The organism is Mycoplana sp. BE70 (assembly GCF_031455855.1).
Lineage (GTDB): Bacteria > Pseudomonadota > Alphaproteobacteria > Rhizobiales > Rhizobiaceae > Mycoplana.
The window spans coordinates 85,622-98,476 of sequence record NZ_JAVDTM010000011.1 but is presented as its reverse complement, the minus strand read 5'-3'; the positions used below and the strand labels follow the sequence as shown (position 1 = coordinate 98,476).

At 60.5% G+C, this 12,855-nt stretch carries 14 protein-coding genes and 1 pseudogene; 6 read left to right on the top strand and 9 right to left on the bottom strand.

Annotated features, from left to right (window positions below):
- The first annotated feature begins 201 nt into the window (after nucleotides 1-201).
- The 4 genes and pseudogenes from traC to J2Y48_RS19930 all read left to right on the top strand — a co-directional run bounded on the left by traC (nucleotide 202) and on the right by J2Y48_RS19930 (nucleotide 3,177).
- On the top strand, nucleotides 202-489 hold the full coding sequence (traC, locus tag J2Y48_RS19945; protein WP_310421471.1) for a conjugal transfer protein TraC: 288 nt from the start codon (nucleotides 202-204) through the stop codon (nucleotides 487-489).
- Between the two features lie 4 nt (nucleotides 490-493).
- On the top strand, nucleotides 494-709 hold the full coding sequence (traD, locus tag J2Y48_RS19940; RefSeq protein WP_310421469.1) for a type IV conjugative transfer system coupling protein TraD: 216 nt from the start codon (nucleotides 494-496) through the stop codon (nucleotides 707-709).
- A pseudogene (gene traG / locus J2Y48_RS19935) lies at nucleotides 696-2,643 on the top strand (Ti-type conjugative transfer system protein TraG). Before traD ends, traG begins: the two are co-directional and overlap by 14 nt.
- A gap of 276 nt (nucleotides 2,644-2,919) precedes the next feature.
- A complete protein-coding gene (locus tag J2Y48_RS19930) occupies nucleotides 2,920-3,177 on the top strand; it encodes a WGR domain-containing protein (protein WP_310421467.1) in 258 nt (85 codons plus the stop codon).
- Nucleotides 3,178-3,324: 147 nt separating this feature from the next.
- On the opposite strand, the gene J2Y48_RS19925 is transcribed toward J2Y48_RS19930, so the two are convergent.
- Nucleotides 3,325-3,636 (bottom strand): DUF736 domain-containing protein, encoded by a 312-nt coding sequence (locus tag J2Y48_RS19925; RefSeq protein ID WP_310421465.1) that lies wholly within the window; start codon nucleotides 3,634-3,636, stop codon nucleotides 3,325-3,327.
- 446 nt (nucleotides 3,637-4,082) lie between these two features.
- Here J2Y48_RS19925 and J2Y48_RS19920 point away from each other — a divergent pair, with 446 nt between their 5' ends.
- A complete protein-coding gene (locus tag J2Y48_RS19920; RefSeq protein ID WP_310421464.1) occupies nucleotides 4,083-4,259 on the top strand; it encodes a hypothetical protein in 177 nt (58 codons plus the stop codon).
- A 15-nt stretch (nucleotides 4,260-4,274) separates the two neighbouring features.
- Here the strand turns inward: J2Y48_RS19920 and J2Y48_RS19915 are convergent, their stop codons facing one another.
- The 5 genes from J2Y48_RS19915 to J2Y48_RS19895 form a co-directional block, all read right to left on the bottom strand.
- On the bottom strand, nucleotides 4,275-5,201 hold the full coding sequence (locus J2Y48_RS19915; RefSeq protein WP_310421462.1) for a zincin-like metallopeptidase domain-containing protein: 927 nt from the start codon (nucleotides 5,199-5,201) through the stop codon (nucleotides 4,275-4,277).
- Nucleotides 5,202-5,492: 291 nt separating this feature from the next.
- Nucleotides 5,493-6,077, bottom strand: a complete 585-nt coding sequence (locus J2Y48_RS19910) for a hypothetical protein (RefSeq protein WP_310421460.1) — start codon at nucleotides 6,075-6,077, stop codon at nucleotides 5,493-5,495.
- A 735-nt stretch (nucleotides 6,078-6,812) separates the two neighbouring features.
- On the bottom strand, nucleotides 6,813-8,546 hold the full coding sequence (locus J2Y48_RS19905) for a ParB/RepB/Spo0J family partition protein (RefSeq protein ID WP_310421458.1): 1,734 nt from the start codon (nucleotides 8,544-8,546) through the stop codon (nucleotides 6,813-6,815).
- 237 nt (nucleotides 8,547-8,783) lie between these two features.
- Nucleotides 8,784-9,005 (bottom strand): hypothetical protein, encoded by a 222-nt coding sequence (locus J2Y48_RS19900; protein WP_310421456.1) that lies wholly within the window; start codon nucleotides 9,003-9,005, stop codon nucleotides 8,784-8,786.
- A gap of 348 nt (nucleotides 9,006-9,353) precedes the next feature.
- Nucleotides 9,354-9,530 carry a hypothetical protein gene (locus J2Y48_RS19895; protein ID WP_310421453.1) on the bottom strand — a complete coding sequence of 59 codons (177 nt, stop codon included), beginning with the start codon at nucleotides 9,528-9,530 and terminating at the stop codon, nucleotides 9,354-9,356.
- A gap of 815 nt (nucleotides 9,531-10,345) precedes the next feature.
- Between J2Y48_RS19895 and J2Y48_RS19885 the strand changes: the two genes are divergently transcribed.
- Complete coding sequence (locus J2Y48_RS19885) at nucleotides 10,346-11,050, top strand: autoinducer binding domain-containing protein (RefSeq protein ID WP_310421451.1); 705 nt, start codon at nucleotides 10,346-10,348, stop codon at nucleotides 11,048-11,050.
- A gap of 163 nt (nucleotides 11,051-11,213) precedes the next feature.
- On the opposite strand, the gene J2Y48_RS19880 is transcribed toward J2Y48_RS19885, so the two are convergent.
- The 3 genes from J2Y48_RS19880 to J2Y48_RS19870 all read right to left on the bottom strand — a co-directional run bounded on the left by J2Y48_RS19880 (nucleotide 11,214) and on the right by J2Y48_RS19870 (nucleotide 12,764).
- Nucleotides 11,214-11,711, bottom strand: coding sequence for an RES domain-containing protein (locus J2Y48_RS19880; RefSeq protein WP_310421449.1), 498 nt, complete (start codon nucleotides 11,709-11,711; stop codon nucleotides 11,214-11,216).
- Between the two features lie 8 nt (nucleotides 11,712-11,719).
- The gene (locus J2Y48_RS19875) at nucleotides 11,720-12,070 is read right to left on the bottom strand and encodes an MbcA/ParS/Xre antitoxin family protein (protein WP_310421447.1); all 351 of its coding nucleotides are present in this window, start codon (nucleotides 12,068-12,070) and stop codon (nucleotides 11,720-11,722) included.
- Between the two features lie 247 nt (nucleotides 12,071-12,317).
- On the bottom strand, nucleotides 12,318-12,764 hold the full coding sequence (locus J2Y48_RS19870; protein WP_310421445.1) for a helix-turn-helix transcriptional regulator: 447 nt from the start codon (nucleotides 12,762-12,764) through the stop codon (nucleotides 12,318-12,320).
- Nucleotides 12,765-12,855 lie beyond the last annotated feature (91 nt).

The window sequence follows — 12,855 nt, the reverse complement described above, 5'->3', positions numbered from 1 at the left end:
GGAGGCCCACCAGGGGGCAAGAGCAGAGCGTCGCATCAGCGACGTATAATTGCGCCCTTCGGATCCGCTCCTTCGGAACGGACGGGATCATTCACAAAAGCATCGCCCTTGGCGATTGCAGGATTCACAGTAGTGCGTTCCGCACTCCGGTCTGAAAACCTCTGCTCGAAAGCATCGATTTTCAGCACAAGGAGACAGCGAATGCGGAAATCAACGCAGCGGATCAGGAATGACATCGCCAAGATGCAGGAACAGCTCAAGGCGGCGGAAACACGAGACGCCGAGCGGATTGGACGCATCGCATTGAAGGCTGGGCTCGCTGAGATCGAGATCGATGATGCTGACCTTCAGGCCGCGTTCGAGGACGTGGCGAAACGGTTTCGGGGAGGCAAGGACGGATCAAGCGGGAAGAAGAGGGCAAGCACGAGCGCCGGGCAGGCCTCGTCGAACCCGTCTGGCGAGGCTTCGGGCGGCGCTGGCGAGGGTTGAGCGAATGGCGAGGACGACGACATCTGACGCCCGCAAGAAAGACACGCGCGAAAAGATCGAGCTCGGCGGACTGATCGTGAAGGCGGGTCTGCGCTTCGAAAAGCGAGCGATGTTACTTGGCGCGCTGATCGAGCTTGCAAGCCGCCTCAAGGCTGATGCCGGTGAGCGCGCGAGGCTGACTTCGATCGGTGCGGAGGCCTTCGGCAATGACAGCGAATAGGGTTCTTCTCTCCATCGTGCCGGCCGCCCTAATGATCGCCGTCACTATGGGACTGACCGGGGTCGAGCAGTGGTTTGCGCCTATGGGCAAGACCGAAGCGGCGCGCTTGATGCTAGGCAGGATCGGCATCGCGACACCCTATATCGCTGCGGCGGCGATTGGCTTCATCTGGCCCTTTGCGTCGGCCGGATCGGCGAGCATTCGGTTCGTGGGCTGGAGTACCGTCGCCGGAAACGTTGGCACAATTCTGGTGGCGGTGGCGCGCGAGACATCGCGCCTGGCTGCATTCGCCGACGAGATTCCCGAGGGCAAATCCGTCTTCGCCTACCTCGACCCCGCCACCATGATCGGCGCTGCCGCCGCCTTGATGGTGGGCTGCTTCGCACTTCGTGTTGCCGTGATCGGAAACGCAGCTTTCGGTCGACCGGAGCCGAAGCGGATCGTCGGCAAACGTGCCCTTCACGGAGAGGCGGACTGGATGAAGTTGACAGACGCCACGCGGCTGTTCGGTGACACTGGCGGCATTGTTGTAGGGGAACGATATCGCGTTGATCGCGATGGCGCCGCGGCGCGCGGGTTTCGGGCGGATGACAAGGAAAGCTGGGGTGATGGAGGGAAGGCTCCGCTGCTCTGCTTCGATGGATCCTTCGGCTCATCCCATGGGATCGTGTTCGCCGGCTCCGGCGGCTTCAAGACGACGTCGGTGACGATCCCGACGGCGCTCAAGTGGGGCGGGACACTCATTGTCCTCGACCCGTCGAACGAGGTGGCGCCGATGGTATCGCAGCATCGCGAGGGGGGCGGGGCGCAGGATCAGGATCCTCGATCCGCGCCAGCCGAAGACCGGCTTCAACGCACTCGACTGGATCGGCAAGTTCGGCGGCACCAGGGAAGAGGACATTGCGTCCGTCGCGTCATGGATCATGAGCGAGAGCGGTCGGGCGATCCGCGACGACTTCTTCCGAGCGTCCGGCCTCCAGCTTCTGACCGCGATTATCGCCGATGTCTGTTTGTCAGGTCACACGCCCCCGGAGCAACAGACCTTGCGCCAAGTGAGAGCTAATCTCTCGGAGCCCGAACCAAAACTGCGCCAGCGGCTGCAAGATATCTACGACAATTCTGAGTCTGAATTCGTCAAAGAGAACGTGGCCGCCTTCGTGAACATGACGCCGGAAACTTTCTCCGGCGTCTATGCCAATGCGATCAAGGAAACCCATTGGCTATCGTACCAGAACTATGCCGCGCTCGTGTCTGGCTCGGCATTCTCGACCGACAATATCGCATCGGGCAAGACGGACGTCTTCATCAACATCGACCTGAAAACACTCGAGACGCATGCGGGGCTGGCGCGCGTCATCATCGGTTCGTTTCTCAACGCGATCTATAACAGAGACGGCGCCATCGAAGGCCGTGCCCTCTTCCTCCTCGACGAGGTGGCGAGGCTTGGCTACATGCGCATCCTGGAGACAGCGCGAGATGCCGGCCGCAAATATGGCATAAACCTGACGATGATCTATCAGTCCATCGGCCAGTTACGCGAAACTTATGGCGGGCGCGATGCGGCGAGCAAATGGTTTGAAAGCGCCAGCTGGATCTCATTTGCCGCGATCAACGATCCTGAGACCGCTGACTATATTTCGCGCCGCTGCGGGATGACGACCGTCGAGATCGACCAGGTTAGCCGCAATATTCAGGCACGCGGTTCCTCGAGGACACGATCTAAGCAGCTTGCCGCCCGCCCGCTCATTCAGCCGCATGAGGTGCTCCGAATGCGGGCCGACGAGCAGATCGTCTTCACCGCAGGTAACCCTCCGCTTAGATGCGGCCGCGCAATTTGGTTCCGGCGCGACGATATGAAAAGCTGTGTCGGGCAAAACCGCTTTCATCGTCCAACCGCGCAGCGCGCGAGCTCAGAGCCTCCATTTCCGAGGTGAGACTATGTTGTGACGGGATTGATTGCTGGGCCTCAATTATGTCGGGCATGATGCACCGCTTGAAGCTCAAGGAATCCTGACTTTCAAAACATAGGAACTCGCGAGAGGATCGTTACCGGATGGGCGGAGACCGCTTGCAAGCCCCGGTCGCAGCGCGGACTAGAACCGTGCGCCAACGGCGTCTCGCCCAAAGACTTCACTGACATGAATCGATGCTGCGCAATTGATTCATAATTGTCGTTGGACGGCATGAGGGTAATTTCAGATTCTGTTGCCATGAGCGCACAGCCCTACCACCTCTATGTCGAACGGACCGATGCCACAAAGAACATGGCTCGCTATTATTCCATGGCGATCACGACGACTTTGTTCGGGGAAGCCTGCCTCACGCGGTCATGGGGACGTATCGGGAAGCGTGGCCAATACATGAGCCATCATTTCGAACGGGAAGAAGAGGCCGTCGATCTCTTTCTCACGCTGACCCGCAAAAAAAGAGCAAGGGGATATCGACCGCGGGTGACGACAGGTCCTTGAGGCTGCGCGCTCGGCACGGCCCCTGCGTCCTTCTGAGCAGACCTCCCCTTTCGTGTGCCACGAAAAAAGCCAGACGGTCTCGATGCCATCTCGGCTTCATCAGAGAGGAGAGGAAAGCCCCGCCTTGTCGGGCGGGGCCTGGCGATCTCAGTCGCGGTTCGGGCGGGACCAGATCAACTGGTAGCCATCCTCACCTTCGACCTCCGTCAGGGTCGCGTAGATCGGGGAGGGGAAGCTCGGATCGTCGAGCTTGACCGAGAGATAGTCGCGGTCCGTCTGTTCGGAGCGCTTCTGCCAGGCTGCGCCGAACTCAACGCTTCCGGCGAAGATGCGGAACTGCGGGCCCTTGTCCGAAGGGTTCTCGATGCGTGCGATGCGAGCCTTGACGTTCAGGGCGAGAGTGCGGATCGAGCCGGTGAAGCCGTTTTCGGTGGAGGTGAAGGTGCCGATGGTAGCCATTGTCGTATTCCTTTTGCTGTTTCGGGCCACTCCATTGCGGCCTCGATGGCAGTCGCAAAGGCCGGAGACGATCGGACCGCACCTGAAAGGCCGAAACACCGTGGAGGGCGGCGCGAAGAAACTTTCTTGTAGCGCGAGGAATGACGGCTTCAGCCGGCAGGGGATGAAAGTTTTATAGCGCCGTTGCGGGAACACGATCGAGGCGTAGCCGTTCCCCGGTCAGACCTGCCCCATCGAGCCCGCACATGGAGTCCCGGTTGGGTCGGCGAAAGGAAATGGCAATCCGCACAATCAGAACCAAGTCGAATGGCCTCACCCAGGCTGCGGCGTGTTGACCAACATTATGTGAAGATATGCACCCCCTCCCGTGACCTTCGGCCACGGTCGACTTGCGAGACCAATTTGCCGCGATAGAGTTGCGCTGCGATTCGTCGCCTGGAGGAAAAATGCGTCAACAGAAAAAGCCGTTTATCGTCGAAATCAAGCAGTCCCGGAAGCCGAAACCCGGCAACCAAAAACCATCGATCTGGGGGAAGTTGGATTTGAGTGTTGCCGACGATCATGCCGTCTCCGCGACGCCGGTGTTGGAGCCGGCCACCCCCGAGAGCGGTGACCGGCTGTAAACCTACCCCCAGCATTCAGGCAGCATCTCGAACATCTGCCGCCTCCGGCTGAAGCCCGTGGAGGAATGCCGTCGCTCGCTGCGCATGGGTGGCCGCCTGAAAGATTGCGCGCTTGTCGTCGGCCAGTACCTTGAGCCAGGATTGGAGATATGAGGCGTGATCAGGCCGCGGTTCGAGCTCGGGGGCGATGCCGAGGTCGGCGCAAAGGAAGCAACTGCCGAGTTCGGCGATCAGCTCTTCGCGAGCGCGCTCGCTTCTGTTCTTGGCATAGCGCGAGAGATCGCGGCCGACGCGGTTCTCTGCCGCGGTCCAGTGTGTCGCCTCATGGCTCAGCGTGGCGTAGTAGCTCGCGGCATCCTTGAATGTCTCGAATGGCGGCATCTGGATGAGGTCAGGGCCGGGCGCGTAGAATGCCTGATTGCCGGCATGGCGGATCACCATCCCAGTGTTGCGGAAAAACAGGTCGGCCTGCTCGATCCGTGCGACAGGATCGAGCACGACCTCCGGCCGGTTGTAGTAATGCTCGGGCAATCCGTCGATCTGCTCAACGTTGAACACGGAATAGGCTTTGAGGAAGGGGATTTCCCGATCGACTTCGCCTCCCTTTCCGTCCGCCTCCGACTTCGTGAACCGGCTCGCAAACACGACCGTCGATCCGGTCTCACCCTTTCTCACGGCGGCACCGACTTCGAGCGCCTGCTTGAACGTCATCCACATCGAAGAGGCGAAGCCCCTTGACATCTGCTCTGACCAGAGCAGCAGCACATTCATGCCCGAGTAGGGGAGTCCATTGTGGCGGAGTGGGCGGGTGATCCGGCCGGCCGTGTTCGCCGCATTCCAAGGCTTCATCCAGGGGCGCACCCCGCAGGCGAGGTCCTCGATGATCCGATCGGTGATCCGGGAATAGATGTCGGTGCGCTGGCTTTCGATCTTCTTGCTCATTTCTCATCTCCACTATTCGGAGCCGCGCCAATCGCGGCCCCGTCGCGGAGGCCTGGGGCAGGGGCCTTGAGCCGACGGCCTGCACCGGAACGGCCGAAACGACGTGGAGGACGGCGAAGCTGTTGCCGGCTGTGGGCAGCTCCTGCAGGTCCGACGCACGAGACGGGCCGCAAACGGCGTGATCAGAATCCATTTTCCGCCTTTCCTCCGGCGAAAGCCGACATGCAAAAGGCCGCCCCGAAGGGACGGCCTGAAAGGCTGGAGGCGGGGGCAACCCTCGCCGTGATGGTGTCAGTCGAAGACTGACATCTGTGTTTCGGCCGCCTTCCGATCCACGGAATGGCCGGGGTTTTCGACCGGTCGATCAAAGGGCTTCCAGCTCTCGCCGACAATGTGCTTATAGGCTGCGACGACGCCTTCTGCGGCCATGCGCAGCGCGTGGGCCTGGATCCCCATGTCGGCGGCGAATTCCCGCTTGCGGGTGGCGGCACTATCATACCCGACGGGACCGTCGCGATCCTCATCACGCGCGTCGTTTGCGGCCTTGGCCGTGGCATCGCGCGCTTCGGTAACGGCCTTGTTGTAGAACTGGCCGGCGCCATGGGCCGAGCCGACGAAGGCGCCGACAATCCGCTGCAGGTGGATTTGCATGGCGCGCTCGCCAAGGCCTTCGCTGAGAGCATCTGCCGTCTCGGAAATCAGGCGCTCATGGAGATCGCGGATCCCGTCACTGTCGATGACCGCGGTCCCGAAGCTTTCGGCGATCTTCAGCGCCTGGGCGCTGTCCGGGCATGTCAACCGGACCATCTCGATGGTGGTGCCCTTGCGGAGCGGCACGACGCGGGACTGGCGAGTGTTGGATGCGGGCTTGGCCATGTCATTTCCTTTCATCCCGAAGCGGTTCCGGCCCGTGCCGGCTTGCCCTTCGGTGCGGGCGCCCCGAACCGGCGGAAGACGGGCGTTTCAAGGTCCGGGCCTAGCCAGGACAAGCGGAGCCGATCTGCGGGCGAGCGGGGCTTAAGCCCTGCGACGATCAAGCGGATCTGCTCTGCACAGGACAGCGGGATCCGGCCGCCACGCGGCGCGGAACGCGGCCTTGAAGCGAACGTGCGCTGGTTCAGACCGCAGCAAAACCGACTGGCAAACCGTCACCGGGATCAACGCGACCAGAAGGAAAATGGCCACGCCCGTCCTCTTAGCCACTCCCGTCCACTCGCGTTCAGCCAAGGTCGCTTTGACTATGTCCTCAGCCGGCGGCATTGCCTTGGGTAACCGATAGCGCTGAAGCCAGCTCGGGCCATGGGATGTTTCGAAGACGGCGAAGGATGCCACCACCGTCACGGGGCACCATCCAGACCTAATTCAGGATGCTCTTCCAACGTACGCCGTGCCTGGTAGCATAAGCCTGAAGTGCTGCAACCTGCTCGCCATGCGGGCAACCGGGAACCCGTCCGCGCTTGTGCCGAATTCGGGACCGATTGCCGGAACCTGCATTGTCTCAGGGTGCTGAGAAGCGATCATGGTTGATCTCCTGAATTTTTTGAGGGCGTTCAAAAGCAAACCGCCGCCAAGACGGCCGGCGGCGGTGAGTATGCGAGGTTTCCGATCAAGTTACTCGGCAGCGATGCCGTATGCAGTTTCGCGGTCGTTGAGCGCGCCGCCCTCGTCATCGAGGTCAGCGGGAGCCTCGTCATCGGCAGGACAATCGGCATCGCCGTTGCCATCAGGGGAGTCGATGGTAGTCTCGTCATCACCACATTTGCCCTGATCGCCATGGCGAAGGAGCGCGGCGACGTCCTGTGGGTCCGGAGCGAACAAAGCCGCGGGATGAACGAGGACTGCGTCACTTACGAAGTGCTCGACCAGAGCCGATCGCGTTTCGCGCACGCGGGCGCGGGGCTGAATGCCAACGTCCTTCGCAGCAGCCTCGAGCGTCTGGCGCGACAAGCATACCAGGAAGTCCTCCATGCCCATGTTCGGAAGGAATCTGTCGGCGCCGATCGCCTCGCCGGCGACACGAGACACAACCCCGCTGTTCGACATGCCGCGCCGGCATGAGAGGACATCGATCAAGGCCGCGCGCGCAGCAACACGGACTGTATCCATGTCGAAGGAGAGCCGGCCATCCCCCGTGAAGAGGCGGGCTGCATGCCGGCCGAAGCGAGCGGCGCCGTAGAGAGCCCCGCCAGCGCCGGAGTCGACGCGCACATTCTGCCCGGCGAAGGCAAGGACGAGCAATGCCATCAGCATGTCGTCCGAGATCGGCGCGCGGGCGAGCGCCTCATGCAGGGCATCGGTACGGAAGTCGCCGATCATGTCCTGACCCTTCTGCGTCACGTCGGGTCGAGCCTTCGCAACCGTGGTCTCTCCTTCCGTTCCGCCGCTGATCGACGAGGAAACCTGACCTTTTGTCGGCTTAGCCTCCGGCATCCGGTAATGCACGCACTGCACCTTGCCATCGCGGTCGAGATAGAGACCGGTGTGGTCGCCCTTGCCCGGCTTGCCGTAGACACGCTCCGCCTTCTTCGGCAGTTCAGGCTGTCCCCAATTGTTCACCTCAACGATCGCGCCTTTCTTCGGCAGGTTCGAGGTCATCCATTCCTGCTGTGCACCAAGGAACGCCTCGACATTGGTGGTGTAGCGGTTGTCCTGATCGGCCGGACCGAAAAGGTCGTCGGCCCACTCGATGCCATAGGCCTCGCGAAGATCGTCGCCGAAGCTTGCATCGCGCGCGAACATGCGGGTTATCGACAGGCCGTTGGCAATCTGCCACCATTGCGCCGTGTCGCCCTTCTTTGGTTTTTGCGCCTTCCAGACCTCCTTTTGATCCTCGAGCGAGGCGGCCGCAATCGTGCGTAGCTGCTGCTCGTTCGGCATATCGCCCTTGGCCATTTGGTCGAGCATCGCCGGCAGAACGTTGGCGAGGAGTCGAAGCTTGCGGATCTGGCGGACGGGGAGGGCAAGCGCGACGGCGATGGTCTCTTCGGTCCAGCCGAGTGCAACGAGGCGTTCGATGCCACGCCATTGATCGACCGGGTTCAGCGGCTCACGGGCGATATTTTCGACCATCGAGCGCATGGCGCCGTTGTCGTTGGCCGCTTCCTTAACGAGCACCTCAATTTCCTCAAGCCCTGCAGCGATCGCGGCCTGCACGCGCCGGTGCCCGGCCTGGATGATGTAGCCGTTTCCGCCATCCAGCTGCGGCGAAACCACCGGCGGCTGGATGATACCGACGGCCTTCACCGTGGCGAGCAACAAGGCATCGGCCTGGGCGGACGATTTCGATTGGCGGGCATCGCCGGTGTTTTCGTTCAGCGCACGCGGATCGATCTTGATGATTTGCATGGGATAGCTCCTGGTCGCGTTACGGAACGGCGTGGCTGCCGCTCCTTCCTGTCTTCATTCCTATGCGAAGACACTTCCCGGAGCGCGGAGCGGACACGACGGCGCAATTGCGTACGAGCGGCCCTCCTGCGAAGCGCCCGCGGGGCTTACAGCCCTGCGAGGCGCGAGGGGCAGGGTTGCGGAGGACGCGATTGAGTGTAACGGCGGCGGCGGGGACGATCTGCGAGCGATTCCCCTTCATTTCCTCCTTCTTCCTTCAATCGTCCATTTCATGGTGTACAGGACAAACCAGGGGCTGGGTGTCCAGATCGACCAGCTCACCTGCGCGGCGTCCGATCTTGCCGACGCGATCTGATTGCCGTTCATCCGGTCACCGGATGGTGGAAAGGCAAAGGCGTTCCCGATCCCGAACTGCTTCGGGCGCGATTTGCGCTGGTGGTGGAGATCGATGCGGGTCAAGTTGCGGCCGAGCTCTATGCGGAAGTACAGGCGGCGATCGCGGCGGCCGCAACTGCAGCCCAGGTCGCTGTCGTAGTCTGACCTAGAGGGGCATGAGCAAAAAAAATGGGCCTGCGAAATTCGCGGCCCATGAAGTGTGAAGGTTATTGAACCTCCAGAGGGGAACAGTTGATACAGCGGAACTGGGAGGTGACCGCCATGTGCATCAACTGAGTGCGTTATGCCTGATTTTTGACCAGCATGACACCGATCATTGTGCAATGCAGCTATGCGAATGCTGCGGCGCTTATAAGATGTGCGGCCCACCTATGCCGCCGCCATGCGGCAGCCGGAACGGCTAGACGGGGCTCAATGAGCCCCCCATGGATGGAATTCATGGATGACCTCGAGGCCATCGCTTGTGTCGATCTCATCAGAGGGAAGGACGCCATATTCACCGTCGACTTCGAAGACGGTGACCGGGACCATGAGGTCGCGGGAAAGCTGGAAGGCGTGGGATTGTGCGAGAGAGAGATCGTGTGACATTTGAGAGGCTCCATCCGGGGAGCGGGGCCAATCCCCGCTCGATGGCTCCAAAAAGGCACGGGGACGGGCGCGATCACCGCGATGGCGCAGCCTTAAGCGGCCGCAGCTTGCTAGCGGACCCCTTGCGGGTTGATCGTGGAAGATCCGGCGCTGGGCCAGGACGCCATCGCAAGAGAGCGGGATTGGTTTGTTCCAGGTCTGTGCTGTCTGGTTGGCGCTCGTTTCTTTCGCGCTACGTCTGCCTCACGGACCCGGCGGCGCCATGACCGCCGCCAATGACCCCGGTCTCACGACCGCGGCTCCCGCGAGATCGACAATCCATGCGGACACAAACCCTCGAACCATCGAGATCGATGCGACGACCGGCGATAACTGAGGAACAGCCCAACCCGAGATGAATTGCAGACGATCTACGGTCGAACCTCGCGGCTCTACCCGCCTGGATGTACAAGGCCGCGCAGAGAGTTCAACGCTTGCAACGCACGATACCGCCACAGACGTAGCTCGACATAGTCTTCCTTGAGTGGCGGGCAAGTTCTGACGACATGGTATGACGCCAGTCAATTTTATAGTGACAAACCTGCAACGCCAATGGTTTCAATTAGACCTAAAGGCCGGGAAGATGAGGTCCAACCTTGCCCCTATAAACAGGCGAGTGCAAAGTTCCATGCAACTCACCCGTGCGCCGCAGGGTTTGTCAGAGCCCGTCCGTGGGCAAATGCTGGCGCAACACGAGATCCTTCGGTTGCACGAGTGGAGGAGCGTGCCAGCACCTCAAGGACGAGCCGCGCGGAGCCGAGCCAGGAGGTTAGACTGTGAACCGACACATTCGCTCCCTCATCGATATGGTGGATGCTGCTCACCATCCATGGATGATCAAGAGCGCCCTAACCACTTTCGCGCACTCATGCGGATTTGAGCGCTTCGCATATCTTCAAACTGAGGGTGCGGAGATCCGTACGTTCAATACTTATCCCCCTGAGTGGGAGGCGTTATACCTGCGCAACCAATATTCCCGTATCGATCCGGTTGTGACTGAGGCAAAGCGGCGTATGTCGATGTTCGCTTGGACCGCGGAAAGCTGGTCGGCAAGAGGATCCGCGCAGATGCGGGCATTCCGCGACCATGCTATCGATTACGGATTGCGCTCGGGGATCACAGTTCCTGTGGAAGGAGGTTTCGGTGCGACCATCATGCTGACTTTCGCTTCGCCAACTGCCCAGTCGAGCGGGTTGCTATCGCTGGAACCGACAAAGGCGGTTCAAGCCGTACTTGCCATTCACTATCGACTGAAAACTATGGGCGGGGCCATCGCCCGTGGTCCCAAAAGGCTGCTGTCACCGCGAGAAATGCTATGCCTCGCATGGTCGACCAAAGGCAAGCTTGCTCCTGATATCGCCGAACTCACAGGCATTAAGCAGCGTACAGTCCAACACTACCTGGACAACGCCCGCAGGAAGCTTGAAGCGGCCACGGTTCCACAACTTGTAGCTATCGCCAAAGACCATGACCTGATCTAAGGCTTTAAATCCCAAACCTTTGCCTGCGGCCCCTAGCCGGTCAGCCCAAAACAGACAGCGCCCGCGGATCAGAGGTAAGACACTTGCTGTCCCGTTCGGCAGCTGGAATGCGGCGATATGCGCCAGCTAGCGCTCAATCGATCCCGGGCAAGGAGACGACCTGCTAACGCAAAAGTCGGTGCTCGTCGTCGATCAGCGCAAGACGAGAGGGAAGAACGTCACCCCATTTCCACAGAACCAGATTGAGATCGTCATAAGTCGCGCCGGGCGCGAAGCTCCGGACGATCAACCCTTGGTAGCCGGAAGCTGCAAGCCGCCGCGCGAAAACCTGCGATCGAGCCTCGCCGGAAGCCTGCATTTGATCGCGCCACGTTGGATCGGCCAATGCCATCGCATCCATATCCTGTGCTTTCAACGCCGCCTCATCATGACCATCAAAGACAGACACGACGTCCGCATCGTAGGAGACAAGCATTGTCGGCTGGAGATTGCCGACCTGGTTAGCCTCTCTTAGAGCTGTCATGATGGATAGAGACGTGTAGAGCGCAGGCATTCCCTTCGGATTGAACCGGCCGCCATAAAGTTCGGCGCCTCGACCTGACATTGGATCGCGTGCAAAGACCGGGTTCAACGCCCGGTAGAGTTTTCCGGCAAAGCGCATCCGATAAGTTATGCGTGGACGCCAGCGTCGACCGCGTCGATGTAATCGAGCACGTCGTCCGCACGACCGGTTCGAACCAGTTGCATCGCTGTCTGACCGGAAAAACCGGACAGTGGTTCCGACCGATACCAAGCATAGGCCACCAAGGTAGACCCGAAGCGCGGCTCGACCTTGTTGACGATTTCGACCATCTCACGCAGACGCCGCTGTGTCTTGTCTGAGCGAATGCGGTCCTTACGTTGAACCGCGTCCTTTCCTAAACCGGCAGTGCGGGCGACCTCCTCGCTGGTCGTGCGGAAAGCGTCGGCGATCTTGCGCGGTGCGAAGAGCCCATCATCAGCATATTGTGCGAGACCCACAGTGCGCCTCCGTTGATCAGTGTCAGCAAATATGACGCAATATAGCGTCAAGACTGGCGGACTTCAACCTGACAACCAGGAGTGCTTGCGTGACGTAGGCGGATTGAAAAACGCAACGGATATCCAAACAAGGGCGGCGCTCGGCCTTGGACTAACACGATTGCTGCACCCTTCGTCGAAGAGAGGCCGGCGCGAAGAACCGAGGGAAGCTGGACCGGGCTGTCGAATGTAGCAATGCTCGGCCGCGCTACAAATCGTTTCTGCCGAAAACCTCGATGAGCGCCACAAATTTCGAACGCGTCTTTTGGGGCAACGCCAAGAATGCGTCGACAAGCCGCTGGCCTTCAGTTGTCGCAACAAAATCCTGGCGGACATCCGCCCTTTGAATGATACCTTTCGTATTGCCTTTTCCCGGACGTGGCAGCTTTTCAAAGAAGTGTGTCATCGGCACATCGAGGACATCGGCGATCGCATAGAGTACGGACGAACTCACGCGATTGACGCCGCTCTCATATTTCTGGATCTGCTGAAAAGAGACGCCGATGCCGGCTCCAAGCGCCGCTTGCGACATGCGTAATTGCAAGCGTCTGACCCGAATTCGGTTTCCGACCTCTCGATCGACTGGATGTAGTTTGGCGGCGTCGCTGATTGTGCTGGATGAGGCCAGTGCCTGCGCCGTAGTTCGTTGCGCCATTTTCCGCAGCTCCTACACGACGCCAGGCGATCGGAACGCCTGACGCGATGGTAAAAGTCGGGGAATTGGAAAGCCGATTGACAGGCCCCCG

What these genes read in the sequence shown, in the direction of transcription:
- traC (WP_310421471.1), top strand. Translation starts at nt 202, where the DNA reads ATGCGGAAATCAACGCAGCGGATCAGGAATGACATCGCCAAGATGCAG.
- traD (WP_310421469.1), top strand. Translation starts at nt 494, where the DNA reads ATGGCGAGGACGACGACATCTGACGCCCGCAAGAAAGACACGCGCGAA.
- J2Y48_RS19930 (WP_310421467.1), top strand. Translation starts at nt 2,920, where the DNA reads ATGAGCGCACAGCCCTACCACCTCTATGTCGAACGGACCGATGCCACA.
- J2Y48_RS19925 (WP_310421465.1), bottom strand. Translation starts at nt 3,636, where the DNA reads ATGGCTACCATCGGCACCTTCACCTCCACCGAAAACGGCTTCACCGGC.
- J2Y48_RS19920 (WP_310421464.1), top strand. Translation starts at nt 4,083, where the DNA reads ATGCGTCAACAGAAAAAGCCGTTTATCGTCGAAATCAAGCAGTCCCGG.
- J2Y48_RS19915 (WP_310421462.1), bottom strand. Translation starts at nt 5,201, where the DNA reads ATGAGCAAGAAGATCGAAAGCCAGCGCACCGACATCTATTCCCGGATC.
- J2Y48_RS19910 (WP_310421460.1), bottom strand. Translation starts at nt 6,077, where the DNA reads ATGGCCAAGCCCGCATCCAACACTCGCCAGTCCCGCGTCGTGCCGCTC.
- J2Y48_RS19905 (WP_310421458.1), bottom strand. Translation starts at nt 8,546, where the DNA reads ATGCAAATCATCAAGATCGATCCGCGTGCGCTGAACGAAAACACCGGC.
- J2Y48_RS19895 (WP_310421453.1), bottom strand. Translation starts at nt 9,530, where the DNA reads ATGTCACACGATCTCTCTCTCGCACAATCCCACGCCTTCCAGCTTTCC.
- J2Y48_RS19880 (WP_310421449.1), bottom strand. Translation starts at nt 11,711, where the DNA reads ATGCGCTTTGCCGGAAAACTCTACCGGGCGTTGAACCCGGTCTTTGCA.
- J2Y48_RS19870 (WP_310421445.1), bottom strand. Translation starts at nt 12,764, where the DNA reads ATGGCGCAACGAACTACGGCGCAGGCACTGGCCTCATCCAGCACAATC.